This window comes from Pedobacter sp. GW460-11-11-14-TSB4 (assembly GCF_059423705.1).
In genome coordinates, this window is record NZ_JBWKYI010000038.1 from 19,595 (window position 1) to 46,352 (window position 26,758).

Here is a 26,758-nt window from a genome sequence, read left to right on the forward strand (position 1 = left end):
TAAACTTTAGCACGAGAGTAACATATTGGTTAGGGAGTTAGTACAATAATAAACTAAATTTTTATAAGAAATACCCAATTTATCTATAAAATTATCTTCCAGGAAAGTACCCATTCCGCTACCCTTAGTTCAGAAATGATAAGCAGATACAGCTGCTCAAAGGATAAAACTCAAAGGGAACTAAATCTAAGTGATAAAGGAATTGTTTCTTTCACTACACATCGCTTTTTTATGCTAAAATAATCACAGTGGATAATAAAGAGGTGTTGCAATTCTAAATATATAGGGGTGTTTTTATAAAAGATTATTTTTTTCTATAGAAGGATTTGCCTTCGCCCGCTGCCCAGCCCCGGATTTTATGGTATTTAAAAAATAATGCGGTTAAATAACGCTGTCGTTTTTGCTTAGAATTAACTGCTGTCTGGTTTGAACGATGAAGGTATTATTTCCTTCGATTTGTAATGCTATTTATAGAAAACAACCCCTAATTCGTTAGAAAATAACCCCTGCCTAACCATTCAATAATAATATGTTTGCTGTTGACCGATATCTTATTCAAAAGAAGCGGGCCGATATACTAACCAAACTAATTCTTAAATTATGAATAAACTTTACAGAGGGCGTAGGGCCATAGGCGCTATAATCCGGGCGCGGAATTTCACTGAACTTTTATTAGTACTCTTAATGTCAATAGTCGGTACCCAGGTTTTTGCGCAGAGCAGAACCATTATAGGGGTAGTTACTGATGGGCAGAAGCAAACGATACCTGGGGTAACTATCCAGGTAAAAGGTTCTAAAATCATTACGCAGACAGATGAAGAGGGAAGGTACAGAATCCAGGCATTGCCTGCCGATCAGTTGGTGTTCAATTATGTTGGCTACCAAGCTGAAACGGTGAGTGTAGGTGCCAAAACAACTATCAATATAACCTTAAAACCATCATCAATAGGCCTAAGTGATGTTGTTGTAATCGGTTATGGATCGGCAAACAGAAACGACCTGTCAACTTCAATTGCTTCAGTGAAAATGAGTGATTTTGAAAAAGCCCCGGTTAAATCATTCGAAGAAGCCCTGGCAGGACGTGTTGCAGGGGTTCAGGTAGCTGGCAGCGATGGACAGCCAGGGGCGGTATCAAATATTGTAATCCGTGGAGCGGGGTCAATTACGCAGGATAACTCGCCACTTTATGTTATCGATGGTTTTCCGATGGACAATGCCAATAACAATTCTATAAATCCCGATGATATTGAAAGTATCGATGTATTGAAAGATGCTGCGGCAACCGCTATTTATGGGTCAAGAGGAGCGAATGGTGTAATTCAGATTGTAACCAAAAGAGGGAAAACAGGCAAGCCTGTTGTAGCCTATAACGGCTATTATGGTTTACAGGAAAATACAAAGAGAATTGCCGTAATGGATCCTTATAATTTTGTTAAACTGGCCAATGAACTGGACCCTGTAGGTACTGCTCAGGGGTATTTTATTGAGGGAAGAACACTGGAATCGTACCAGGGTTTACAGGGAACAGATTACCAGGACCAACTGTTTAAAATTGCACCTTATCAAAACCACTCTTTATCTTTAAGAGGTGGTGCAGATCAGACTAAATATTCATTATCAACCAACTATCAGGATCAGGAAGGCATCATCATTAATTCAGGGTTTAGCCGCATACAAAGTAGATTTACGCTTGATCATAACGTTAGTAAAAAAGTTAAAGCGGGCATAAATGTTAATTACAGTTATACCCAATCGTATGGTGGGCCTATCGGGTCATCTAATTTCTCAGCATCAATTAATACACTCTATTCTATATGGGGTTACCGGCCGATAACAGGAAGTTTATTGCCGATTGATGATCAGCTGTATGATCCCGGACTTCCCGCAGTAAATGTATATTCCGATTACAGGGCTAATCCGATTCTTGATTTAAAAAACCGCATCAATAACAACAAATCAAATAACCTTGATGCAAACGCTTATGTAGAATATGAGATAATAAAAGGATTAAAATTAAAATCTACCGGTGGCATTTCAATTGCCAATGCAAGGGTGAATGCCTTTTATGGTTCGAATACTGCTTTAGGGGGTCCTTATACTGCACAGAAAGTTAACGGTTCTATTTACAATAACACAGGTTCTACCTGGTTAAATGAAAATACGCTTACTTATGCGAAAAAAATTAATAATGCGCATAACTTAAATGCAGTAATTGGTTTCAGTAATCAATTTGCCAAAACCGGATCGGCTGGTTTTAGTGCCACCAATGTGCCGAATGAATCGCTTGGACTTGATGCATTAGACCTATCAACCTCAATTGTAGCAAGATCGGTAAATTCTACCTGGGGCATGCAGTCATTTTTTACCCGCGTTAGTTATGATTACAAATCAACTTACCTGTTTACCGCTTCTTATCGTGCAGATGGTTCATCCAGATTTGCTCCTGGTGAGAAATGGGGATATTTCCCGGCGGTATCGGCAGCCTGGAAAATAAAAAATGAAAGTTTCCTTAAGGATGCTAAAATTCTTTCTGATGCGAAGATCAGAACAAGTTATGGAGAAACCGGTAATAACCGTGTATCAGACTTTGCATACTTATCTCAACTTGCATTTCCTTTAAACCAAAGTTATTCTTTTAACAATAACCCGCCAGAGTTAAGTGCCATGATCGGAACTTTTGGAAACGAAGGTTTGAAATGGGAAACTTCCAGGCAAACCAATATCGGAATAGATCTAGGCTTTTTAAAACAACGCATGCTTCTTACGGCAGATATTTACCGTAAAAAAACCAGTGATTTATTGTTGAATGCCCAATTACCTTATACAACGGGTGCCAGTAATGCTTTCAAGAATGTTGGTGCCATGCAAAATGACGGTTTAGAGCTTACCCTGAATACGGTAAATATTCAGAACAAAAATTTCCGGTGGACGACCAACTTCAATATTAGCTTTAACAAGAATAAAGTAGTTTCTTTAGCCGAAAATCAACAATATCTGGCTACAACAGTTGGTTTTGATACCAGATACTCAAACATCCCTCCTTACATATCGGTACTTGGACAGTCTGTAGGACAGCTATACGGACACATATTTGATGGTATTTACCAGTACAGCGATTTCGATAAAATGCCTAATGGCGCATATGCTTTAAAATCAAATATCCCAACAAACAGCAATGCCCGTGCAAACATTAAACCAGGTGATATCAAATTTAAAGACATCAACGGGGATGGCGTCGTGAATGAGCAGGACAGAACAATTATCGGTCGTGGCCTTCCATTACATGTAGGTGGTTTTTCTAACAATTTTACCTATAAAAATTTCGATTTAAATGTATTCTTCCAATGGTCGTACGGTAATAATTTAATTAATGCCAATAGATTAATGTTTGAAGGATCTACATCCAATAATCCATTCCTTAATCAATTTGCAACTTATATCGATAGATGGTCGCCTACCAATCCGAGCAATACCTATTATAGGGCTGGAGGTGGTATAAACACCTATTCATCCAACGTAGTTGAAGATGGTTCTTACCTCAGGTTGAAAACGGTATCACTGGGCTACAATTTTTCGAAGAAACTATTGGATAAAATAAAGCTATCGAGTTTAAGGGTGTATGCCAGTGCTCAAAACTTGTTTACCATGACCAATTATTCAGGTCCTGATCCTGAAGTTTCGACCCGGAATTCAGTGCTGACCCCTGGATTTGATTTTTCAGCATATCCTCGTCCCAGAACAATTGTATTTGGATTAAACACTTCATTTTAAATCAGATTTCGTTATGAAACGTATATATATAACACTTATCTTTTTTGCGGCAGCAATGTGCTCTTGTAAAAAAGTGTTGGATACTACACCAACAGAATTTGTTACGCCAACAAACTATTATAACACAGCCGCCGAACTGCAAACGGCATTAAACGGCGTTTACCGAACCCTTGCTACAAGTGGATTGTATCAGGCCATTTATTCCTTTCACCTGAATATCAGTACTGATGAGGTTTGTACAAGAGCTACTGGAGTACCACAGGAAACCATGTATAATTACGATTCCAATAATGCTTCGGTAACCACCATGTGGCGGGATCTGTATTTTGGGATTGAAAGGGCTAATTTATTGATCGAAAATATTAATAAACCTGCTATGGATGAAAGTAAAAGGAGCTTAATTAAAGGAGAAACTCTTTTTTTAAGGGCGTACTTTTATTTTATCCTGGCCAGCAATTTTGGCGATGTTCCGCTTATTTTAAAGCCAACAGGATCTATCCAGGATGTAAATGTTGCGCGCACACCACAAAAAGACGTTTTTAACCAGGTGCTGGCGGATATGACCACTGCCGAAGGCCTTCTGGCTTCGCAAAAAACAACAAAGGTAGTCAGCAGCGGGGTGGTTACGCAAACTGCTGTACAAGCCATTTTAGCGAAGGTTTGTCTGAGGATGGCAGGTTTTCCGATAAATGATATTTCTAAATATAATGATGTGTTAACCTGGACAAATAAAGTTATTAATTCGGGAGAACATGCATTAAACCCAAACTACCAGCAGATATTCATCAACATTGCCCAGGATAAGTATGATATCAAAGAAAGTATGTGGGAAGTAGAGTTTTACGGCTCGAACGTTACCATATATGGTGCAGGTGGTGGTGCATTAGGAAACTATATGGGTACACCCTCATCCGATCTGAATATAGGTGGCTCTGCAGGCTGGTTGACCGTAAGTAAAAAACTATTCGATTCTTATGATGTAGATCCTGCTAGTACAGCAAATCCAAAAGTATCATTTGATTTAAGAAGAGACTGGAACTGCGCCAATTATAACTGGGGAACAGGCATACCTGGTGTAAAATCGGCGCCAATTACCAACCCCTGGTTAATGTATGCCGGTAAGTTTAGACGGGAGTACGAAGTTGCTACGCCGAAAGATAAAAATACAACACCACAAAATTACCCGATTATCCGATATGCTGATGTTTTATTAATGCGTGCGGAAGCCGAAAATTATATTAATGGACCAACTCCACAGGCCTATAGTGATATCAATCAGATAAGAAGAAGGGGTTTTGGGATATTACAGGGGAATTTGGTAAAAGCGGTTACCATAACAAATGGTGGCAGTGGGTATACTACGGTGCCAACGGTTACCATCACGGGCGGTGGTGGCTCGGGTGCAACTGGTACGGCTACCATTTCTGGCGGTAAAGTTACGGGTGTTATACTCACAAATAAAGGTAATATAGCCGCACCATATTATACGGTTGCACCAACCATTGCTTTTAGCGGCGGTGGTGGCACAGGTGCAGCTGCTACTGCAACCATAACATCGGCAACCGATGCAGACTTACCTGCAAACCTATCAAAAGATGATTTTCAAAAAGCCATTCGGGATGAAAGAGCCCGCGAGTTATGTTATGAGGGGGTAAGGCGCCAGGATTTGATCAGATGGGGGAATTTTTACAACGACATGAAAGATTTTCTTGCCTACGCATTGGCGAATGGTGTACCTAATTTAACCAATGGACAACCTGGCGCCACCGGACCTGCTACTCCGGCCAACAATGTCAGCCCAAGAAATCTTTTGCTGCCAATCCCTCAATACGATATTTCATTAAATACCTCATTAACACAAAATCCCGGCTATTAATCCTAAAAATTATGAAATCAAAATATCTTTTTTATATGGTCTTGCCGGCGTTATGTTTAGGCCTGTCATGTAGTAAAAAATTAGGAGTAGAGGCTCCAACATTAAATGTTACGGTAACAAATGGTCAGTTGATTAATGGTGTATCCACTTTTAAGCTTGGTGAGACAGTACAGTTCGCTTTCAGCGGATATGCAGCCAATGTATCGGTTTATACGGGCGATGCGGGTCGTAATTACGATTATCGCGAACGTACAGCGGTAAGTGGTAAGCCGCAATTATCATTTACTTCGTTGGCGCAGTTTGGTACACAAAGCAATACTTTACAGGTTTTAGCCATTAATGGCCTGCCTAAGTTAGATGCCCAGAGTGCTTTGGCCGCTAACTGGGTAGATATTACGGGCAGGGCAACGTTATCAACCGGAACAGCAATCGCATCTGGAACCATAGATTTATCAGACCTGGTAAAAAGCACGTCCGATTCTTTATTTATTGCATTTAAGTATTCCGGGAAAACGGGTTCTACACAAAGAACCTGGACGATTACCAACTTTGCTGTAAATACCATTTTGCCTGAAGGACCACAGGTTATTTCAAATTTAGCAAATGATAATCCGTACTGGACAAAATTCAGTGAAGGAACGTCGGCTGCTAACTGGACAACAACAACTGCACAATTACAGGTAGTTGGCGGCACGGCTACTGCACCTGATAATGTTTCCTGGATAATATCGAAGCCCCTGTTTGTAAGCAGGGTGGCACCAGACTGGGCCGTAGGACTTAAGAATATCGGAAATGCCAATCTGACCACCTACAATTACAAATACCTAACGGTTGGCAAGTATAAAGCAACATTTATCATTTTTAATAACTCTATTGATGAAACCAGCAAAGTGATAAAGGAAATCCCAATTGAAATTGTCCCTTAGTATCCTTTTAATTGTTTAGTTCTTTGTTTTGCTGGGGCTATGCCCCAGCTTTTTCTCCTATTTTTTTATTTATGTATTCAAAACTTTTTATTGCCGTTTTCCTATGGTTTTGCATCACCACTGCAAATGCACAAGATGCTTCCCGTTTCAAAAAATTAGTATGGGCGGATGAATTTAACTACAAAGGCTTGCCCGATTCTACAAAATGGGATTATGAAGTTGGTTTTGTGCGCAATAAAGAACCGCAGTATTATACAAAGGCGAGGTTAGAAAATGCCAGGGTAGCAAATGGAAACCTCATCATCGAAGCTAAAAAGGAGAATTATAAAGATGCAAAATTTACATCAGCCAGTATCATTACCCTCAATAAGAAGCACTTTAAATATGGTAAAATAGAAGTACTGGCAAAAGTACCCAAAGGAATTGGAGGATGGCCGGCCATTTGGATGCTGGGCATAAACCGAACAGAAGTAAAGTGGCCAAATTGCGGCGAAATTGATATTTTAGAATATATAGGAAAAGATTCTGCTGCTGTTTATGGTACAGTGCACTATTCGGATATTGACGGGAAATATGGTATGAAGGGTGAACATCCTAATGTAGGCAGCCCTTATGATGGCTTTCATCTTTACACATTTGAATGGGATAAGGATAAAATGGCGATGTATTACGATTCGGTTAAATATTTCGAATTTGATATATCAAAAGCAGATCAAAATATCCAAAAAATTTTTAGAAGTAAATTTTACCTCCTTCTTAATTTAGCTTTAGGCAGGGAAGGTACGCTGGGCGGGCGGCTGGATGAAAATATTCTCCCCCTTAAATATGAAATAGATTACGTCAGGGTTTATAAATAAAAGAACTGCTTGCTAACAGGCAATATGTTTTTATGTCGATAACAATGGTATTGATTATAGAGATGGAGAAACAAGGATAGTTTATTTCTCTATTGTTCCGTTTGTTTAAGGGCAATGTCTTGAAAATTCTTTGCAATAAGCGTCATGGATGTTATGTTGTGAATGAAATTTCAAACATTGCCTTTTTTGGTGTTTATAGAATCTAATTTGTTTATAACCGATTGAAATTCAAGATTTAACCCCTATTTACTTATGATATTACCCCTATTGTTTTTTCTTTTCAATCTAAATTTATTGAAGGATCGCGATAGTAAAAAGATTATTGATCACCAGGTATTTTTTATTTTTCTGTCAACTTCCTACTAACCAAATACTAAAGAAAACAATATGAATTTACTTCAAATCCTCCCGGGGCTGGCCATGCCCTTCGGCAGCGGTTTCCTGGCGTACTGTCGGGATAATGCAACCTGTGCTCAAACCATGTTTTTAAACAAATGCCCCTGCCGGGTTAAATCCATCATGCTGTTACCCTGGCATTCATAACAGGTTTTGTTTACTGGAAGCTAAATTACCTACTGATGAACAGTATGGAATAATGGCTAACCAACTTTGGACAATTTAACACTCATCCTAAATTTCACTTAAAAGTACGCCCTATGTTAAAGTTTTATAAATTATTACTGTTATGCGGCATCTTCATTTTTTGTAGCATAACCGCTGCTGCACAAACCGATATTTCAAAGGTTCGTAATGCCTATTTATCCAGTTATTATTTCAATTACGCTTATTCCAATGCTGTAAAAGCCATACCCGCAAGCCATATTCTATCCCGTATTGATACAGACGGAAGTTTTAAAAGAACCAATAGAAACAGTGTTCAGGCTGATTTAACAGATACGATTTTTAAGTTGCTTTATGTGTTTGAGCGACCGGATTCTACTGCTTATTACCAGAATGAAGCAACCAAAGTTAAGCTGTATAATGCTGTCAACTATTGGCTGAACCATTATCCCGGTTTTGCATGGACGGGAAGTGCAATGGCGCAACCTTCTTCATTAGGGATGATATTGGCGAAACTAAATGATAATTTTCAGGCCGATGCAGCTAACCCTTCCTATAGTGGTATTATCTCAAACATCAAAACCAAAGCTAAACAGTTTTTAAGGTATACCTGGAGCAACGGTGCCAGCAAAAGCACCTTTAATAACCCTAATTTGGGTAATAACCCCGGCGCGACTTACGACTGGCAACGGATGGGGAATGTGGGTTACAGGATATTAGGCTACACCGGCATTGCAGCAGGATGCGACGATAGCACCTCAATGGATACCATCTCCACTATTATATCCAATCAAATTCCGCTGCAAATCAATAAAACAACCCTCTCCTCGGGTATTGTGGGAGCTGCCTATGATGGTACATTATTCCAGCACAGTGCATCATCTACATTGGGTTCTCAATATCAAAATACAAGTTATGGTTCCGATTATCTTCGTGATCTTTCGAGATATGCCATTTGGGTGAAAAATAGTAAATGGGCATTAACAAAATCACAGCAGGAGGCCTGGGGGAATATCATCTTAAATGGCATGCAATGGATGGCCTACAAAGGCAATATTACCGGGCATAATATTGCTGGCCGGCATAATGCAGTTAAAGGGGCACTTGGTACGCAGTTAACAGCCATGCCCAGCGAATTTACCAGCGTTGCAGATTCGACAATAGCACCATATAAACGTGTTAAAGCATTACAAACCAAACTTGCCAATAGTGGGTATAAAACCTATCAGATAGATTCGACTAAATATTTCTGGAACTCCCATATCATATTAAACCATTCAGCCAAATATTTTACCGCTATCCGTATGCTCTCTAAAAGAACCGTGGGGGCAGAATCTTCTGATGCTTCGGGTGGTGCAGGCCTCATGAACTTTTTTGTTGCAGATGGTTCTACGATGTTATACCGCAGGGGAAATGAATATGATTCCGCGAGGGTAGGCTGGAACTGGCGGTGCATACCAGGTACTACCGTTAAACAAAAAACAGGTACACTACCGCTCGTAGCCTGGAGCGCCGGAACTGAAAGTAATAACGATATTGCAGGGGGCGTATCAGATGGCAATGTTAGTATCGGTATGTTCAATTTAAGCCGGACCCATACGTATACCAAAACAAAAGCCAACAAAGCTTATTTTGCTTTTAAAGACGCCTTAATTTGCGTAGGCAACGCGGTAAGTGATACAGATGCAGCAGCAGGCGATATTTATACTACACTTAACCAAACCCAACGCAGAACCGATACTTATTACAAAATTAATGGTGGAGCAGAACAAACTGTTGCTTTGGGCAGCAGTGTGGCAACTTCCTTAGATATTACCTCGGCATCGTGGTTTTGGCAAGATAGTGTGGGCTACGTTATTTTACCTAAAAGCACCATAGCTACCACTGCTGTTTTAAGGGCCGAAACGCGCTCAGGCAACTGGTATAACCTGGATAAAAGAAATACCAATGCTACTGTATCGGTCAATATTTTTCAGCTGAGTATTAACCATGGCACAACAGGTTCAGGAAAAGATGATTCTTATCGTTATGTAATTGTCCCCTCGGTTAGTAAAACGGATCTGATTAATTTTTTCAATGCTAAAATATTAGCTGCCGATTCTACATCCCTGTATATTAACTACAATGCTGCCAACCTGATTTCTGCCAGTTACAATGGTTATACAGGGGTGTTTTTTACGGGTACAGGTAACGCGAAGGCCACTAATTTAGGCGCTGATAACCTCAGCGTATCGGCCGATAAACCTGTTGCACTCTTATTAAAACGTAAACCGACAGGTTTAGATATTCATGTAAGTGATGTGAAAAATGCTTTTAACACCAATAACGAAATCAAACTGGGTTTTAACAGGATTTTCCAAAACAACTCTTTTACGCCTGTAAGGGCTAATGGCCCGGTGCAAATTACGCCAGCAGCAGATTCTTCTATGGTTACCGTAAACACCGCCAAAGTTAGCGATCTCTACGAAGGTGAACCCATACAAATCAAGGCTTTAAAAGGAATATCAACCATAAAAAGCGATAGTACAGTTACCCTTGCCGATTCATTTGTGCAGGATGGTACTTACGCTACAACCAACTATGGTTTAAATTCTTATCTGGCCATGAGTTATGGCAGTAATGGTTATACCAGAGAAGCTTATTTGAAGTTTGATATGCATGGTGTAAAGGGTAATGCCATCAACGCAAAACTCAGGTTATATGTTACAGGAGCTGTAAGCACCCAATGGAACTTACACAAAGTGAGTAATAATAGCTGGACGGAAACAGGAATTATCTGGAATAATAAACCAGCTGCAGATGCCGCAGTAATTTCGGGCGTGGCAGGGGCGAGTGCTGTTGGTTATGTCTATTTTGATGTTACGCCATTGTTAAATAGCCTGGGTACAGATAGCATTTTATCTGTCAAAATAGATGTACCATCAAATGTGGGGTATATTTGGTCGGCCGTATCTTCCAGACAAGGTAGTTTTCCGCCCAAAATACTCTTCACTGTAGATACGGCGGTTTCGGCATTAGCTGTTAAAACTGCACCTGTAATTGCTGATGCATTTGTTAAAGACGGTACTTTTGCCAATAATAATTTTGGTAGTTATACCTACATGGAGGTTAAAAGCGATGGGGTAAGTTACCGGAGGGAAGGTTACCTTAAATTCGACCTTCATCAAGTTAAGGGGAAAGTAATCGGCGCCAAGGTAAAATTATATAGTTTAGGCGCCTCCACCACTAAATGGCGACTAGAAAAGGTTAACAACAATAGCTGGACAGAAAGCGCCCTTAAATGGGCTAATGCGCCTGCGGCCGATACCTTAATTAATGTTCAGGATGGCACCCCTGCGGCAGCTTTTGTGGCTTTTGATGTGACCAATCAATTGCAGCATATGCCGTCTGATAGTTTGCTGAGTTTAAAAATCACAGCACTCACCGATGCTGTTTTTACTTCATTCTCTACAAAAGAGGGTGCTGCAGCCTATAAACCCTATATTGAGTATACCGTAGATACGACACAAAATATAGAAAGCTTAAATATGCAGGCACCGCTGCTCATGGCCAAGGCACCACCGAAAAAAATGAAGCTGGATGAAAATTTAACGCTTGAGCAGACCGATCAAGAAATTAAAGTGCAAAATATTTTAACACCCAATGGCGATGGTGTAAATGATATATGGCTGATTAAGAATATCGAACAGTATCCGAAAAACTGGGTGAGGGTATTTTCTACTAACGGCAAACTGGTTTATAGTAAAACCAATTATAGCAACGATTGGGATGGCCAGTATAATGGCGCCCCATTGGCCGAAGGAGCCTATGTTTATTTTATTCAGATTAAGCCTAACACTAACCTGATAAAGGGAACATTTTCTGTACTAACCGCCAGATAAATTAATAAAACTGACCAAATGCCGGTTTGAAATTATAGCCGGCATTTGATTTTTTAGATGAAGTATGTTTCAGGGAAATGCCACCCTCGCGAGTGCCCACGGTGCATTATTTTTGTAGCTCGCAGGCGTAAGGGTGCCGCGTGTTAATAGTAAAAGATATCTATGAAAAGAAGAATGATTCCAACTGTTAAATACACAATAAAAAAGGGATAATATCTTACAAACCTCTTCGATTTATCATTTTTGATTATATGTTCAATCCGCTTACGAAAAAGAGCAGAAATCAAAAGGTCATAACAACTGATGAAAAAAAGAGCTGCTTTCCAATTAAATGGAATTTGATTATTTATAAAATATATCCATCCGAAATTTACAATTAACAAAATTGTTGAACTAGATCCCCACGCTGGCGCACGCGTGCCGCGTGTGCAACATTGCTGAAGGAATATGCAATATGGTTGCTAAAGTAAATCCTTAGCAAGTATCCAATAGTATTTAATAAAGTAAAATTTTCTTTCCATATATTTAAATCAGAATAAAGTCTCCTAATTAAAGCCATTTTACCACCAGCTATCCCATGGTCAAAATGGTTAATTCATCCCGGTATATAAGAAGATGTACATGTTTCTGCTAGCGCAGGTGTGGATAAAACATAAAGGAATGAGCCGTAAATATAAATTTTACAATAAGGAAGGATTATATTTTGTAAGTTTTGCAACAGTATATTGGATAGATATATTTGTGCGGCGTTTATATTGCGATATTGTCGTTGATAGCTTAATTTACTGCAAGAAAAACCTAGGTTTAGAAATTTATTGCTGGTGCATTATGCCAAGTCACATACATTTAATTTTTAGTGCAAAAAATCATAATCCAGATATTCTGCTAGGACGGATTAAAGAATATACTTCCAAAGAAATTGTAAAAGCAATTATAGAGAACAGCCAGGAAAGTAGAAAAGAATGGCTGCTATGGATGTTTAAGCGGGCAGGCGCAAAAAGCAGTAAGGTTAAAGGATATCAATTTTGGCAGCATAATAATAAACCAATAGAATTGTGGAGTACCTCGGTTATTGAGCAAAAGGCAGATTATTTGCATGACAATCCTGTTGTTGGTGGTTTTGTTAACGAGGCCTGGCATTGGAAATATAGCAGTGCAATAGATTATAGCGGAGGCAAAGGATTAATAGATTTAGATGAACTGTAAAGGTGATATGGAATGCACACGCGGCACGCGTGCGCCAGCGTAGGGAGCCGGACTAGATTTATCTGGGATGAAAGGCAGCTCTTAATCTTCTTATATTTCCACCATTCTTCATCACCTATTTCCTATTCCATTCCGTTTTGTTAGTTTTGAGCTTCAATCATAGAAATAAACAAAGCATAGCATGAATCATTGGTTAGTAAAATCTGAGTTAGATTTGACTAAAAAAGGCTTCTATTTGTGTTTAAATGCGCTTTTTTGTGTTTTGGAAAGCGCATTAAAATGCCGTTCTTAGGCCCATTTTGTCAACGGTTTTGTCAACGATTTATTTATTGCTTTTGACATTTTTATGACCGATAATCATCTTTTTCTGGTGCTTTTGCTACGATTTGATTGGTTAGTAGCAGATAAAACAATATCGGTTTTGTAAATAATTGATTAGTAATTTGTTAAATTATCTCGTGAAAACGTTCTGTGAAAAAGTTTCAAGTTTTGATTTTTGACGTTTTTTTCTAAAGATTTATACCCCTAATTTATTGATTTTCTGTCAACTGTTTTGTTAACGATTTTCAAGCTCAACCCTGGTCAGAAGTAAATTGGTTAGGATAGGTTTTCTGTTGTGGTAATCTGCTAATAATAAATGTTTTACTGTTGTGTTGTGTTCGTAGGATATGTTATTTCATTGACTTTACATATTTTCTAAGGAAGATATTAATTGCTTCCTGTTTGGGGAGTTTTTTCTTCATTGGTTTGACTTTTTCTTGAATAAATATATTTTTTACAAACCCTATTGATTCCCTGATTTCACCTGCGGTGGATTCCAATTGCTTTAGCATATTGAAGATTGTTATATCCAACACTTGCTGGTTCGAGGTGGTTAAGATTTTTTTTATCTCTTGGAGTTCTGTTTTAAGGTTCTCCAATTCACCTATCTGGAATTTAAGAATCGGATCCGGCGTAGTGTGTGAGATATCCTGAGTTAGCTTTTTGTCGATCTCCTCCATCCTGGTGAGTAACATGTCGATTTTCCTTGTCAGATCTTGAATACTTTTTTCCATCCCGGGTAATTGTAATTTACAATATTGAAAAAAGCTGAATTTACTTTGTCCAATATTGGTACTATTACAGTTGTGGGTCCTAAATATTTAAATTTAATTGTCCGACGGCTAGGAATCAATTATCTTACGTTTTATCGGTCAACGGCAATAACATAGATATCGTTATCCCAATGGGTAAATTCATAATTCTCTTTAGTTTCCGGGTCGAAATAAACAAATTCCCGGATTTTTTTCCATTTGTACTCTTCCTCTACGGTTCTTAATAAGTCATTAAAGTACCAATCAGTGTAATGAAGTCGTTGGAGGCGTAGGTAACCTTTACCTCGTTTGAATTCGGGGTGAGCCTTCTGATAATCAACAAAATCAGTATACCTTCCTATTGAATTTGGCGCACCAATAAATAGATCTCGTACTTCCCTGTACAGTTCTTTTAATTCAAGAAAGTCTATTGTTTTTGTTCTGTCGATACTGGGTTTTATGATGTCTCCAGTTTTTCCTATTTTATGGGAATATCGAAACGTTTCAGCTGATCGGTTTAGAATCTTAAGTAATTTTTCCAACTTTTGAAAGTATTGATTGAACAATTCCTTTTCTGCCGGGTCTACTCTTAATTTTTTATGAACCCGGTTGTATGCGACTTTTAGTTCTTTCGCAAGCTCTGTCAGGTCATGGCTTTTCATTAAGGCTGTGATATTTTCGAATTTGGTAGTTGTTTCTTTTTCACTGTATTGGTTGAAAAATGCCATATTTTCCTTGATGGCTAACTCGATGCCATGGGAAATGGTGTTAAGTAGCGGCAGAGAAATTTCATCATATCTTCTGGTTGTATTGGAATAAGTTTCAAAGATAAAATCTACTAATCTTTCATATTGACCCCAGATAATTCCGTTGCTGGTTGCATCCCCGACATATGAAAAATGCCGATTTTTTTCATCGATTATTTCTCTTCTGGTTTTGGTCATAAGTTTTATTTGTTCTTTTAAGAGTAATTAAAATTGTCTTTATTCAAAAACATGATCTGGTGTAACACGTTACCATTGTTTTGTAAGGGAAAGTATAAAATAAATTGTTTTTATATTCTGGAAAATGGAAATTATTTTTTTGAAGGTCAGTTTGGGGTTCTTATTCAATTCTGACCAAGTTAAGTTTCAGTTCTGGCACGCAAAGGAATTTCCGGCATAAACGCTCCTGTGGCCTTTGCCCGCTGTCCATTTATTCCGTTCCTCCTTTTGCTTTGGCAGAAGCTGAACCTTTCGGGGCGCCATAATTAAATCAGAAAATTATGGAAAATTTAAGTTTTAAAGTAGCGGAAATTGAGATCAGTTACCATCCGGCGTTTAAATTGGCAGAGTTGCCACAGGTTACATCTGCACAGGAAGCTTACAGGGTATTAATGGAACGGTGGGAGGAAGGCAGAATTGAGCTTCTAGAAGAGTTTAAGGTAATTTTGCTCAACAGAAGGGGTAGGGTATTGGGGGTAGTGAACATCTCGCAGGGTGGTTTGTCTGGAACGCTAGCTGATCCCAAGGTAATTTTTGCAGTGGCGCTGAAAGCCTGTGCAAGTGGGGTCATCCTGGCGCATAATCATCCAAGTGGAGAATTGTCGCCAAGTGATGCAGATATTTCCTTAACCAGGAAATTAAAATCCGGGGGTGATATTCTGGAAATTAATGTGCATGATCATTTGATTGTTTCCAGGTATGGGTTTTATAGTTTTTTGGATGAGGGGATGATGTGATAGTAGATCAAGGAGTTTTGGGTAATCAGTGGTGATTGACGCTGCTTAAATTATAATAGAATAGCCTTAAGTGATATTACTGGCTAAGTATGTTAACTTTCTGGGCATTAATATCGAAATGTACTATTCTTTTTCCTTTACCCAATGCATATTCAACGATCTCCGCAGTTCCACCTGGTCCCTTGGCCGGCTTTCCATCCCATATAGCAAAAAGGATGTCTGATCTATCAGCAACTACCTGTCCTGCTCTGAGGAATGCTTGCTCTGACGGACGTTGATAGGCAAGAACTTCGACAGTACTGCATAATTCCAGTATGGTCCGATATGTCTTTTGCTGCGCGTATTTAAATGTTTGTATATAATCGTCGCAAGGGACTATTGCAATAAGATCAATGTTATTTTGCAGCACAACTTCAGCAAAAAGCTGATCTGCGCCTACAGCGAGTGAGCTATAGGCGCAGATGATCTTAGGAATAACAGATATTTCAGCATATAGCTGTTTTTTTAACCAGCCTTTCGCAAGATGCTTATCGAGGCTTTGGTGCCCGGTAATACCGATACTTATCATTTTTAGTTATATTAACTCTTTTTCCACTAGTCTGCGGTAATGTTCGCCAAGGGCAGTGAGTCTGCAGGATTTGCTTTCCATAGCAGCATTCCACATATGGGGAGCATTTACTGGTTCCAATAAGTTTAGCCGGTTGAATTTCTGAAGTCTTTTGAATATAACTGTATTCGTTTCTATTGGCGCTGGCATATCCTCATCTCTTCCTTTCATCTCAGCTTCAAAAGTTGGATCAAGTGGAAATTCCACACCTGCGCTTGGAAAATACTCCGTTATAGAACGTAAATCCTCAAGGGTAATGGGAGGGGTAACTTCTCTCAAGCAGACAAAATTCTTGACATTTGTTTTAAATACAGGGCGCTGCTTATCCCAATCACCTAGTGACTGATCGATATGGGCATAGATACTACCAGGGGTTACTTGCCCTACAAGGTTGGCTGCACTACCACTCAAAGCATCTACCATAAGTGTGGTAAAAATGCCGCTTCCGTTTTCTTCGGATGCGTACTGTTCGGCAGTGGAGGCGGTAAGAATGGTCATACCATCTGAGAGGTGGGAGATTTCTGCATTTTCCATGGAAGTTCCCGCTATCCCAGAGTGACAACTATCCAGTATGATAATTTTATTGGTCGCAGGTGAACGGTTGGCCATGGCAAGAATCTCGTTTAAGGATACGCCGTCATCTCCATGGGTGGCATCTGAGGCGACAAGATAGCCGCCATTAGCTTCGATGTACCCATGGCCGGCAAAATAAAACAAGGCTACCTCAGCCTTCTGCGAAAAAAGAACATTGATCAAGTCCTTTAATTCCCGTTTGTTTACCTGGTCAGCAGGCCCAGAAGAGGTAACCAGTTTGGTTTTGAAGTTGATCGAACCACCATCATTTCGCTTTAGCATACTCTCAACACTGTATGCGTCGTTTACGCATCCGTGTAAACCGGATACGTTTTGGTAATAATCGATTCCGACTATAAGTGCTATTTTCATAATAGTTAAGATTAAATATTGTCGATAAATTTGCCAACTGTTTCCCAGGTCCAGATTTTGGTGGAAACCCCTGGAATGACTGTCCGGTCGTTTGTATAAATCCATATGGCAAGTATGGGCTTACCCTCTTCTTTTGCGCATTGTATTTCCCATTTTTGACCGGTAGAGGTTAAGGAATTCTCACTAACCAGTACTATCACACCGTGGCTGCGACGGATTCTTGTGCGTACTTTCTCTTTCCAGTCGCTATCATAAGCTTCTTTTACTGAAAGATCAATGTATTCGAAGGGGCAATGGTCCAGTAATGACTGGCCTTTAAGAAAATCGCGTAAACGCTCATCCTCGATGGCGAATGCGATAAAAACTATTTTTTTATCAGGCATGATATAATGTTTAAAAGAATTTGCGGAATTCCTGTTTTGGTGCAGCGCCCTTTACCCAGCTATCTAAATCAACATATTTAAAGGCAGAGTCAACAGCAAAAAGACGGTTACTGAACACCGAAAGATCGTTCGGCTTTTCGACGTAGGGGTATAATTTGAGGTATTCTGACCTGTCAAAAGAACTCCTATTTGCATTATCCTTTGATACTGGTGCAAGTGCGCAATGCTGGGTATGCCCATCAACATAACCAAGTTCCCATGGTACCCATTTGGAGATCTGTGCATTGTGCGAGATAGCGAGCAGAAGTGATTTAGATGACCTCAAACGCCTACGGATATGGGCTGCGCTTTCTTCTGTAACATTGTCGCGGTCAAGATGGGGATCAGTGATCCAGTCCACATAAACCCTGAAGCCTTGCCTGGTCAGTTCCAGGTACAATCCTTCCACCTCATCCTTATCGAGAAAACTGTGGCAAAGAAAAATGTCGAAAGTGCTGTGACCAGCAGTACGCTGGGCAGAGAGCTGAACGCTCTCATTAAGGCTTTTGTTTCTAGATAGCCCCTTGAGATAATTACTTGTAAATAATGACATAATGATATTTTTTTAAATCGATCAAAACTAGGCCGTAATGATTTTGGAAAAAACCTGTAATCAAAGGGAGAAACCCTGTAATTTATTTTGCCCGTTTTCCAGCTGATCCAGGCTGTTTTTTTAGGATGGGGAAGGGTCTGCCTGGTCCGTTAGGGAAAAGTATTTTTTAAGGTGAAGGGAGATCTCCTGTAAAAACCAGGGGTTTTTCCTGTAAGATGCCCGTTTTTCAGGGAAATGGGGCGGTTTTCCGCGCCGGGCAGTTGATGCTATTGGAATCGCTTTTCTGCGGGTGTATCATTGTCCCAGTTTTAAAAACAAATAAATTCAATTTTATGTTAAAGCAAAATGGGGCAAGACCCTTACCTTTCTTTTTCGTGGGAAAAACCCTCACGAATGAGCGCATCTTAAGATTTGCGCAGACCAAACATCCTGTATTATCGGAAAAGATCAGTAAACCTGATACTCGTTCGATCTGGTATACGAAAGAACATATCACCTTCTTACTTGAGGAAATGGAGAAGGCCAATGCAGACGGCCTCAGGATTTATTTCGGGGCATACGGTGAAAAGGATACTTACAGCGGGCAGCTTTGTCTGCTGATGGTGATGACTAAGCCTGACGAATTGACCGGCGGCCATTCGGATATCACTCTTGAAGACCAGCCGGACTTTCAGCTTCGCTCTGTTGAGGGAAGTACCCCAAGGGACTTCAATGTTGGATCTCCATGCCCACCGATGTGTGATGATATTAAAGAGGGCTAGGAAAATTCCTAAAAGATGATGTATCTTCAAGGATGAAAAATCCTGCCCAGTATCTTTATCTGATCCCTTTGACTGCCAGTATGATATGTAGTTTGAAGACTTGGAGGGACCGCTGGGCAGGATCTTACCGTGTGTTTTCGGTATTCCTGATTGCTACTTTTCTGATGGAGGTATTTGCTGTTAGCTGGAAACTTGGACTGCATAGCACCGCCTATTGGGATTTTCCAAAACAGAATCTCTGGATATATAATCTTTATTTTATTCCGGAGTACCTGTTTTATATTTTCTTTTATTCCTCCGTTTCTGAAAACCGAAAACTAGGAAAATCAGGATGGTATTTAGCAATTGTTTTTGCAATATTTTCACTGGCCAACATTTTTACGATCCAGGGAATTGGGCAATTAGATACCTTCAGTATCATACTTGGAAGTGGCATATTAATTGCCTATGCGGCATCCTACTTCATTCAGGAGCTTAACAGGAAGATACCACGTACAGTGGGAAGAGAGCCGCTTTTCTGGATTTCGCTGGGTACGTTAGTCTTTCATGCAGTAAGTCTTCCCTACTTTATTTTTATCAACTATCTCAGCAGGACCAACCTGTCCCTTGCAATGGCCTTGTTCAATATCCTGCTGATACTTAATATATTAATGTACATCTGCTATCTAATCGCCTTTCTATGCAAGAATCCCGTTCACAGGAAATCCTTCTAACCATTCTGGTATCGACGTCCGTGGTATTTTTCTTCGTGTGTCTGCTTACCTATTTTTTTTTCAGGCAGCAAAAAAAAAGGTTTCAGCATGAACAGGAAGTACTTCAGCTGCGGGAAACATTCAATCAGACTGTCCTGCAATCAAAACTGGAAATACAGGATCGTACGCTTGACCATATAGCAAAGGAACTCCATGCCAATTTCAGCCATCTTGTTTCTCTTATAAATATTAACCTTTCAGCTGTACTCGCCCAGAGTTCGGGTGAGGTGAGGGAACATGTAAATGAGACCAAGCTGCTTGCAAAGGAACTTATGGCAGAAGTTAAAGCGCTTAGTGTGTCTCTCAACTCAGATTTTATCATGAAGGCCGGTTTTGATAAAAGGCTTGAACATGAACTCCAAAGGCTAGATAAGACAAAAAAATATTTAGTTTCCTATAACCGCGTGGGAACTCCTTTCCGCTTACCTGCCAGTCAGGAAATCGTACTTTACCGCCTCTGTCAGGAAATACTCAATAATATTGTAAAACACTCAGAGGCAAAAAATGTAGAAGTTCTTTTAAGTTATTCAGAAAACTCCCTGGACCTTCGGATTTCAGACGATGGTAAGGGTTTTGATCAGTTTAAAGCCGCGCAGGAAGCCTCTGAGCGGGAAAGTACCGGGCTGCTTAATATTGCCGGACGAGCGAAACTTATCAATGCTCAATTACAGATCAGCAGTACACCGGGTTCCGGTACGCAGGTTAGCGTTGCCATCCCGTTAAATAAATCATATTAGTATGTCATACCGCAAACCACAGATAAAAATAGCCATAGTTGATGATCATAATCTATTCAGAAAAGGGTTGATCACCCTGATCAATCTGGCAGACAAACATAATTACCTTGTTGTCCTTGAGGCTGAAAGTGGAAAGGACATGATCAGAAAACTAGATAAAAAAGCACTTCCAGACATACTGCTGCTTGATATAGACATGCCTGATATGGATGGCTATGAGGCCATGTTATGGTTAAGGGACAATTATCCAAAAATTGCCGTGTTAGTAGTCTCAATGGTCGATAGTGAAGAAGCGATTGTTCGGATGATGCGTTTGGGTGTTAAGGGATACTTATCCAAGGACATTGAAGTGGAAGATATCCATCAAGCGCTCCAGGCAATCAGTAATAAAGGATTTTACTATACAGATTATCTGACCGGAAAGTTGATCGATTCTTTACAGCAGCAGGAATCTGGCACTAATGGATCCCCGGCCGTAAATGGCCAGGGACTTTGGGACCAGATCAGTGAGATCGAACTCAAGTTTATCCGTTTAGCCTGTTCGGATCTGACCTATGAGGAGATCGCTGGGAAAATGTTTCTCAGCCCGAAAACAGTAGATGGATACAGAGCAGCCATCTTTACGCGCTTTGGTATTAGGAACAGGCAGGGGCTGGTGCTTTTTGCACTGAAAAATAAGATATGTGATATTGATAATCTGTAATTGGAATTATTTTGATGCTTGTAGTCGTGAGTATATAGCTGAGATTAGTAAGATATAAGTCAGCAGAATTATTTGTTTGTTTTTATGCTGTCTCTGTTAAGGAATAACCAGCCGAGGGTAGCCGACTGATTTTGGTTTCCTGTTGGACTATGGATAATCATGAATATTTATATTTGTTCATGGAAAAAGTAATTATAAGCTGCCTACTCCAGGGGATGAATCAAAAAGAAATTTCAGAAAGACTCACAGAGCTTGAGATGGTGCCCTGCAGTCTTAGTGCGATCGAAAAAACCATCAAAAAACTAAAAGCCAGGCATGGGGCTAAAACAATGTTTCATCTTGGGGCCAAGATTGCAGGGCGTAAGTGACCACAGAAATAGCTTAGTTATTATGGCCATTGGATTTCAATTGAAAGAAGATTGCAAAGCCTATGTTCCAACTGGTGTATAATTAATATTTACTATTTTAGGCCATCTTACGTTGCAACGCATGGAGATAATTATAAACATTTAAACAAACGCTCAATTGATCCCTAAGAATATTACGAAAGAACATATTCTCCAGGCCATTTCTGATATCAGAGATAATGGTTTGAGATACCCACTCGGAAAGTCATCGGTATACGATCTTTCCTATGATGGAAAAAAATACCCACCAAAACATGTTGTGATAGTCGCAAATGAATTTGCAAATGGAAATTTGTTGGTACACGATCAACTTACGACCAGCATGGCCCAGCGGTTTCTTTTACAATTGGGGCCTGAATTTGTGATCGAAAAACGAAATGAAGATCCGGTTCTCCAGATGATAGAGGGTTACAAAGAGGATCTGATCGAAAAAGGTCTGGGTGACGAACTCTATAAATGGCGGATGCTAACCGACCTGGGGGGAAAACCAGATATAGACGGTTTGGATTTTGCCGAAAAAATTAGAGTAATTACTTATGAAAATTTGATCTATCACACGACCAGGGGTGTTAGGAATCACATTTTATCTATGAATGCGCCTGCATACCGGGAAGCGCTTGAAGTCCTTTTCAATGAAGATGGTTTGCTTGCGGAAAGGATTGCCATATTTCAAGGCCTGATCGATAAGACTTACCGGTCAATGGGGCAGAAATTGTACCATCATCACGATGAGCGGGCAATCGCGACCTTTCTAACGGTTAAATACCCAGAAAAATATGCTTTTTATAAGAGTTCTTTCTATGTTAAATATTGCAATAAGCTTGGACTAAAAACGAGAAAGAAAAATGAAAAATATATACATTATCTAGAACTTGTTGAGGACATGGTTGAACGGTACATCAAGCATGATAATGAGCTTCTGGAAATCGTAGCCGAAAGGCTTCCTGCAGGATTATTTCAGGATCAGAACCACAAACTTCTGGCGCAGGATATTTTGTACAAGATGCTTGACAAAAATGCCGTCACGTTTAAAAACGTGATCAGCGACCTGAAGTCGGCCATGCAGGAAGAGGAATCCATCCTGAAAGATTTTACAGTTGATCATTCGCACCTACAGGACAGTGGCCTGAAAAATGGCAGTTATGTCTGGATCGGTGACGCGGCTATGCAGATCGGCAATTTAGACGCCCATTTTGAAGTTTCCATTAGAAGCCGTGGCATTTTTAAGAAGTGTTTTTTCGTTGATATCCATTTTGAAGGTAAGCAGAAACAGAAATATAAAACGCTGATCGGAAGTGAGCTACCTGAAGGACTGGAATGGATTCCATGGCAGGGGGAGCACAGTATCGGGACGAAAGTGGGATTAAATCCCTTTGATGAAGATGTCGTGGATAAAATAATGGAGCAATTGCTTTTCCTTGAAACCAGTATTGCAGACCGGGTGAGGTATTTTATGCCTTTAGACCCTAAAACAACGTCAGAAAAAAACAACCCTAAAAAAATGGAACTGAACCACATCCTCTACGGTCCCCCGGGAACCGGAAAAACATACCATACAATTGACAGGGCGCTAAAAATCATAGATCCAGTTTTTTACCAGGCCAACCGTAATAATAGGCATGCGCTTACCCAGCATTTCCGGGATCTATTGATCAGCGATTTCGACAATGGTAAAGGACAGATTGCTTTCTGCACATTTCACCAGAGCATGTCCTATGAGGATTTTATAGAAGGAATTAAACCTATCGCACCCAAGGGTACAGAAGGTGTCGTAAACTACCAAGTAACGGATGGCTTATTCAAAAAAATCTGTCTCCAGGCATCGAAAACAAAATCTGTTTCAGGCTTCGATGAATCCTACGATAGGTTTATCAACGAGGTGGTAGAAAATGAAAATGTACTTGTTCTTCACACGCCCAAACTCAAGAAACCCTTTAATATCAGGATCAATTCAAACCATAATGTGGTCGCTATTCCGCAGACGGCAAATGCGACCGAGATGGTGGTGACCAGGAGTATGGTCATGAACTACATGATCAGCGCAATTGTTGATGATTGGAAATCTTACACAATAGCAATAAGCGAATACATTCAGGCTAATTATCCATTCCATGTAACCGATGAAGATAATACCAGAAAGAATTTTGTACTGATCATCGATGAAATTAATAGGGGGAATGTCTCGCAGATCTTTGGCGAACTCATCACGCTGATCGAGGATTCCAAACGGCGGGATGCTGAAGAGGAATTGAGGATTATTCTCCCATACTCTGCACATGCCTTTAGTGTGCCGCGCAACCTTTATATCATTGGTACAATGAACACGGCAGACAGGAGTGTTGAAGCGCTCGACACAGCTTTGAGAAGAAGGTTCAGTTTTGAGGAGATGCCTTCCCATCCGGAACTTCTGGATTCCGGACGCCTGATCTGGCAGTTGTGGTGGGCTTATGAGGATAAGCCTTGGAACCATCCGGAGTTTATTGAGAAGGAGACTTCACTATACCGTTTCCTGGGTGCAACAGAACTTGAAGGGATGCAGGAGGAAAAAAAGGAAGAGATATGGAACAAGATGAAATACTCTGGGGCTGATGAGGGAATATTTGGAAAAATCTTTAGTGGATTTAACCTAAAAGATTTTTTGGAGAAGATTAATGCGAGGCTGGAAAAATTGCTGTCGGGCGATCATGTGATAGGCCATTCTTATTTTATGTCCATTTTCTCATTTGAAGATTTGCAACATGTTATATACAACAAGGTAATCCCGTTGCTACAGGAATACTTTTATGGAGATCTTGTGAAGATTGGGCTGGTGCTGGGGGCCGGTTTTATCCGTGAAAAAAAGCAAGGGGGACGGGAGATTTTTGCACAATTTGACTATGATGCGGATGAACTGAATGGAAAAACCGTATACGAAATCCTCGATTACCGACTTAAGGAAACATTTGAGGTTGAATTGGGTGTTAAGACACAAACCATGAATTTTCCGTTGGCGCTTGATATTTTATTGGGGAAAAAGTTTTTTGGTCATGACTAAACGTACAATTACCGTTTTTGAGCATGAAAGTCTCCGGCTTGGTCATCCTGAAGAAGGCCGGTTGTCCGCCAAAGAACTCGAATGTCTACAGCTTCATGCAGGTGACGATGGTGTTCCATATTATTCCCTAATTCATAAGGGGGTGAAATTCTGCGGATATGTGGGGGTAATTGCATTGGGTGGTTTAAATATTGAAGTTTTGCCAAAAATTGACCGTGGCAGTGAGGTACAGTGGAGAAAAATCCTCATTGATATGCTCCGCAAAGTTGGGGCACTAGAGGTGATGCCTACAGATGAGGCAGATCTGAAGCTGAAAAAGAATAGTATTCTTGATTTATATATTTGGGAATTTATAAAGAAAGTCCAGCTGATCCTCCATCAGGGATTATTAAAAAAATACAGAAAGGAGGAAGGAAACACGACATCACTTAAAGGGAAACTGCTTTTTCAGAAACATCTTGCAAAGAATATTGTACATCAAGAGCGTTTTTTTGTAAACTATACCGTGTACGATCCTCACCATCTTCTCAATCAGTTGATATATAAGGCTCTCAGATTGATTAAGAAATTGAGTTTAACAAACCATATTACTGCAAAAGTGGATGCTATATTGCTGGATTTTCCCGAGATGAGCGATGTCGTGGTTTCTGAACAAACATTTGAGAGGATTGTTTACTCCAGAAAAAATGAGCATTATCGAAAGGCGATCATGATTTCCCGGCTTTTACTGCTTAATTATCACCCTGATATAAACTCTGGAAAGAACCAAGTAATGGCATTGATGTTTGATATGAACTGGTTATGGGAAAAGTTTGTTTATCTCAGCCTTAAAAAATATCTGGTTGATGCAACAATAAAACCTCAGGCCAATAAACCTTACTGGAGGCTTTTTGGGAAACGACCGGTTAACCTCAGGCCCGATGTAGTGATCGAAAATGCTGAACGGACATTTGTGCTGGATACGAAATGGAAACTACCCAATGGCAATAAACCTGGCTATACCGATTTGCAACAGATGTATGCGTACACAAAATATTTCGGCTCCGACCACACCATCCTCTGTTATCCAGGAACTGACGAAAACTTTGTTGATGGCCATTTTCATCATGAGGATTCAGGACATGGGCACTACCGCTGTTCTGTTCTCAGGCTGAAATTTGATATTTCAATGTATCCCTCACAGCGGGTGTCACTATGGCAAAAGGATATTGCTCGGACGATCGGTTTCTATTGCAAGGTTTAAAAGCCACCTCTAAAGGATTTTCCATCTTTGTCTTATATTTGTTTTTAATCAATATCTAAAAATCTGTTGAACAAATTAATTTTCATCGCGACAGGAGTATTGACCGGACGCAAATCATGCGGTTGGCAGAATGTGGTTTTGTTGATAAACATGAAAATGTTCTTATAACCGGGCCAACAGGTATTGGTAAAAGTTACCTTGCCTCGGCATTGGGTTACCAGGCCTGTGCACTGGAATATAAGGTTTTGTACTGGAGCACTCCCAAATTGTTCACTAGATTAAAACAGGCCAAAGCAGACAACAGTTATGTAAAAGAGATGATGAAGATTGAGCGTTCGGAGATGTTGATCCTCGATGACTTTGGGCTTCATCCACTGGATGCACAGTCAAGGGCGATGCTGATGGAAATCGTAGAGGACAGACATGAAAAAAATTCCATAGTAATTACCTCGCAGTTACCGGTGAGTGCATGGTTTGAAATGATCGGTGATAAAACAATAGCTGATGCGATACTAGATAGAATAGTACACAACGCTCACAGGATAGAAGCAATCGGCGAATCGATGCGTAAAAGCAGGCCAAAAAGAATGGAGGAAAACGTTTATGAATAGGCGATTTTGGGTGAAAAAGCGTCATTTTTTGGGTATGGGCATTTCGGCAAAAATGGCCGCCCGTTCCGGGTTTAAGCTGTCACCCCATTTCGCTTTAAAGTGACCACCTGTT

At 40.0% G+C, this 26,758-nt stretch carries 20 protein-coding genes and 1 pseudogene; 15 read left to right on the top strand and 6 right to left on the bottom strand.

Going from position 1 to position 26,758, the window contains the following annotated elements:
• Positions 1-600 precede the first annotated feature (600 nt).
• From AC07YT_RS23170 to AC07YT_RS23195, 6 genes are all read left to right on the top strand, one after another.
• Positions 601-3,771, top strand: a complete 3,171-nt coding sequence (locus AC07YT_RS23170; RefSeq protein ID WP_494945548.1) for a SusC/RagA family TonB-linked outer membrane protein — start codon at positions 601-603, stop codon at positions 3,769-3,771.
• A 13-nt stretch (positions 3,772-3,784) separates the two neighbouring features.
• The gene (locus tag AC07YT_RS23175) at positions 3,785-5,647 is read left to right on the top strand and encodes a RagB/SusD family nutrient uptake outer membrane protein (protein WP_086547292.1); all 1,863 of its coding nucleotides are present in this window, start codon (positions 3,785-3,787) and stop codon (positions 5,645-5,647) included.
• A gap of 11 nt (positions 5,648-5,658) precedes the next feature.
• Positions 5,659-6,573: a DUF5017 domain-containing protein gene (locus AC07YT_RS23180; RefSeq protein WP_086547291.1), complete on the top strand. Its 915-nt coding sequence runs from the start codon at positions 5,659-5,661 to the stop codon at positions 6,571-6,573.
• Between the two features lie 71 nt (positions 6,574-6,644).
• Positions 6,645-7,430, top strand: coding sequence for a glycoside hydrolase family 16 protein (locus AC07YT_RS23185; RefSeq protein WP_086547290.1), 786 nt, complete (start codon positions 6,645-6,647; stop codon positions 7,428-7,430).
• 656 nt (positions 7,431-8,086) lie between these two features.
• Positions 8,087-11,872: a CBM96 family carbohydrate-binding protein gene (locus AC07YT_RS23190; protein WP_086547289.1), complete on the top strand. Its 3,786-nt coding sequence runs from the start codon at positions 8,087-8,089 to the stop codon at positions 11,870-11,872.
• Between the two features lie 660 nt (positions 11,873-12,532).
• Entirely contained in the window at positions 12,533-13,078 is a 546-nt protein-coding gene (locus AC07YT_RS23195; protein WP_086549380.1) for a transposase, read from the top strand.
• A 671-nt stretch (positions 13,079-13,749) separates the two neighbouring features.
• Here the strand turns inward: AC07YT_RS23195 and AC07YT_RS23200 are convergent.
• The gene (locus AC07YT_RS23200; protein ID WP_086547288.1) at positions 13,750-14,133 is read right to left on the bottom strand and encodes a hypothetical protein; all 384 of its coding nucleotides are present in this window, start codon (positions 14,131-14,133) and stop codon (positions 13,750-13,752) included.
• A 131-nt stretch (positions 14,134-14,264) separates the two neighbouring features.
• Entirely contained in the window at positions 14,265-15,095 is an 831-nt protein-coding gene (locus AC07YT_RS23205; RefSeq protein WP_086547287.1) for a hypothetical protein, read from the bottom strand.
• Between the two features lie 320 nt (positions 15,096-15,415).
• Here AC07YT_RS23205 and AC07YT_RS23210 point away from each other — a divergent pair, with 320 nt between their 5' ends.
• A complete protein-coding gene (locus tag AC07YT_RS23210; RefSeq protein ID WP_086547286.1) occupies positions 15,416-15,871 on the top strand; it encodes a JAB domain-containing protein in 456 nt (151 codons plus the stop codon).
• A gap of 76 nt (positions 15,872-15,947) precedes the next feature.
• On the opposite strand, the gene AC07YT_RS23215 is transcribed toward AC07YT_RS23210, so the two are convergent.
• Genes AC07YT_RS23215 through AC07YT_RS23230 form a run of 4 tightly spaced genes read right to left on the bottom strand, consistent with a single transcriptional unit; the run spans position 15,948 to position 18,398 of the window.
• Complete coding sequence (locus AC07YT_RS23215; RefSeq protein WP_086547285.1) at positions 15,948-16,439, bottom strand: hypothetical protein; 492 nt, start codon at positions 16,437-16,439, stop codon at positions 15,948-15,950.
• A 6-nt stretch (positions 16,440-16,445) separates the two neighbouring features.
• Entirely contained in the window at positions 16,446-17,423 is a 978-nt protein-coding gene (locus AC07YT_RS23220; protein ID WP_086547284.1) for a caspase family protein, read from the bottom strand.
• An 11-nt stretch (positions 17,424-17,434) separates the two neighbouring features.
• Entirely contained in the window at positions 17,435-17,806 is a 372-nt protein-coding gene (locus tag AC07YT_RS23225) for a TIR domain-containing protein (protein WP_086547283.1), read from the bottom strand.
• A 10-nt stretch (positions 17,807-17,816) separates the two neighbouring features.
• Positions 17,817-18,398 carry a toll/interleukin-1 receptor domain-containing protein gene (locus AC07YT_RS23230; protein WP_086547282.1) on the bottom strand — a complete coding sequence of 194 codons (582 nt, stop codon included), beginning with the start codon at positions 18,396-18,398 and terminating at the stop codon, positions 17,817-17,819.
• A gap of 215 nt (positions 18,399-18,613) precedes the next feature.
• Here AC07YT_RS23230 and AC07YT_RS23235 point away from each other — a divergent pair, with 215 nt between their 5' ends.
• The 8 genes and pseudogenes from AC07YT_RS23235 to istB all read left to right on the top strand — a co-directional run.
• The gene (locus tag AC07YT_RS23235; RefSeq protein WP_086547281.1) at positions 18,614-19,159 is read left to right on the top strand and encodes a hypothetical protein; all 546 of its coding nucleotides are present in this window, start codon (positions 18,614-18,616) and stop codon (positions 19,157-19,159) included.
• Positions 19,160-19,191: 32 nt separating this feature from the next.
• Positions 19,192-19,872 carry a hypothetical protein gene (locus AC07YT_RS23240; RefSeq protein ID WP_086547280.1) on the top strand — a complete coding sequence of 227 codons (681 nt, stop codon included), beginning with the start codon at positions 19,192-19,194 and terminating at the stop codon, positions 19,870-19,872.
• On the top strand, positions 19,839-20,648 hold the full coding sequence (locus AC07YT_RS23245; RefSeq protein WP_086547279.1) for a sensor histidine kinase: 810 nt from the start codon (positions 19,839-19,841) through the stop codon (positions 20,646-20,648). The genes AC07YT_RS23240 and AC07YT_RS23245 overlap by 34 nt, the downstream gene beginning before the upstream one ends.
• A 1-nt stretch (position 20,649) precedes the next feature.
• Positions 20,650-21,351, top strand: coding sequence for a response regulator transcription factor (locus AC07YT_RS23250; RefSeq protein ID WP_086547278.1), 702 nt, complete (start codon positions 20,650-20,652; stop codon positions 21,349-21,351).
• Positions 21,352-21,530: 179 nt separating this feature from the next.
• Positions 21,531-21,719 (top strand): hypothetical protein, encoded by a 189-nt coding sequence (locus AC07YT_RS23255; RefSeq protein ID WP_145954264.1) that lies wholly within the window; start codon positions 21,531-21,533, stop codon positions 21,717-21,719.
• A gap of 157 nt (positions 21,720-21,876) precedes the next feature.
• On the top strand, positions 21,877-24,792 hold the full coding sequence (locus AC07YT_RS23260) for an AAA family ATPase (RefSeq protein ID WP_086547276.1): 2,916 nt from the start codon (positions 21,877-21,879) through the stop codon (positions 24,790-24,792).
• Positions 24,785-26,035 carry an McrC family protein gene (locus AC07YT_RS23265; RefSeq protein ID WP_086547275.1) on the top strand — a complete coding sequence of 417 codons (1,251 nt, stop codon included), beginning with the start codon at positions 24,785-24,787 and terminating at the stop codon, positions 26,033-26,035. The genes AC07YT_RS23260 and AC07YT_RS23265 overlap by 8 nt, the downstream gene beginning before the upstream one ends.
• A 71-nt stretch (positions 26,036-26,106) precedes the next feature.
• Positions 26,107-26,646, top strand: a pseudogene (gene istB / locus AC07YT_RS23270) (IS21-like element helper ATPase IstB); the annotation flags it as partial.
• Positions 26,647-26,758: the final 112 nt, after the last annotated feature.

Excerpts from the sequence above, each read along its gene's own strand:
- AC07YT_RS23170 (WP_494945548.1), top strand. The coding sequence starts at position 601 with ATGAATAAACTTTACAGAGGGCGTAGGGCCATAGGCGCTATAATCCGG.
- AC07YT_RS23175 (WP_086547292.1), top strand. The coding sequence starts at position 3,785 with ATGAAACGTATATATATAACACTTATCTTTTTTGCGGCAGCAATGTGC.
- AC07YT_RS23180 (WP_086547291.1), top strand. The coding sequence starts at position 5,659 with ATGAAATCAAAATATCTTTTTTATATGGTCTTGCCGGCGTTATGTTTA.
- AC07YT_RS23185 (WP_086547290.1), top strand. The coding sequence starts at position 6,645 with ATGTATTCAAAACTTTTTATTGCCGTTTTCCTATGGTTTTGCATCACC.
- AC07YT_RS23190 (WP_086547289.1), top strand. The coding sequence starts at position 8,087 with ATGTTAAAGTTTTATAAATTATTACTGTTATGCGGCATCTTCATTTTT.
- AC07YT_RS23195 (WP_086549380.1), top strand. The coding sequence starts at position 12,533 with ATGAGCCGTAAATATAAATTTTACAATAAGGAAGGATTATATTTTGTA.
- AC07YT_RS23200 (WP_086547288.1), bottom strand. The coding sequence starts at position 14,133 with ATGGAAAAAAGTATTCAAGATCTGACAAGGAAAATCGACATGTTACTC.
- AC07YT_RS23205 (WP_086547287.1), bottom strand. The coding sequence starts at position 15,095 with ATGACCAAAACCAGAAGAGAAATAATCGATGAAAAAAATCGGCATTTT.
- AC07YT_RS23210 (WP_086547286.1), top strand. The coding sequence starts at position 15,416 with ATGGAAAATTTAAGTTTTAAAGTAGCGGAAATTGAGATCAGTTACCAT.
- AC07YT_RS23215 (WP_086547285.1), bottom strand. The coding sequence starts at position 16,439 with ATGATAAGTATCGGTATTACCGGGCACCAAAGCCTCGATAAGCATCTT.
- AC07YT_RS23220 (WP_086547284.1), bottom strand. The coding sequence starts at position 17,423 with ATGAAAATAGCACTTATAGTCGGAATCGATTATTACCAAAACGTATCC.
- AC07YT_RS23225 (WP_086547283.1), bottom strand. The coding sequence starts at position 17,806 with ATGCCTGATAAAAAAATAGTTTTTATCGCATTCGCCATCGAGGATGAG.
- AC07YT_RS23230 (WP_086547282.1), bottom strand. The coding sequence starts at position 18,398 with ATGTCATTATTTACAAGTAATTATCTCAAGGGGCTATCTAGAAACAAA.
- AC07YT_RS23235 (WP_086547281.1), top strand. The coding sequence starts at position 18,614 with ATGCCCGTTTTTCAGGGAAATGGGGCGGTTTTCCGCGCCGGGCAGTTG.
- AC07YT_RS23240 (WP_086547280.1), top strand. The coding sequence starts at position 19,192 with ATGAAAAATCCTGCCCAGTATCTTTATCTGATCCCTTTGACTGCCAGT.
- AC07YT_RS23245 (WP_086547279.1), top strand. The coding sequence starts at position 19,839 with ATGCAAGAATCCCGTTCACAGGAAATCCTTCTAACCATTCTGGTATCG.
- AC07YT_RS23250 (WP_086547278.1), top strand. The coding sequence starts at position 20,650 with ATGTCATACCGCAAACCACAGATAAAAATAGCCATAGTTGATGATCAT.
- AC07YT_RS23255 (WP_145954264.1), top strand. The coding sequence starts at position 21,531 with ATGGAAAAAGTAATTATAAGCTGCCTACTCCAGGGGATGAATCAAAAA.
- AC07YT_RS23265 (WP_086547275.1), top strand. The coding sequence starts at position 24,785 with ATGACTAAACGTACAATTACCGTTTTTGAGCATGAAAGTCTCCGGCTT.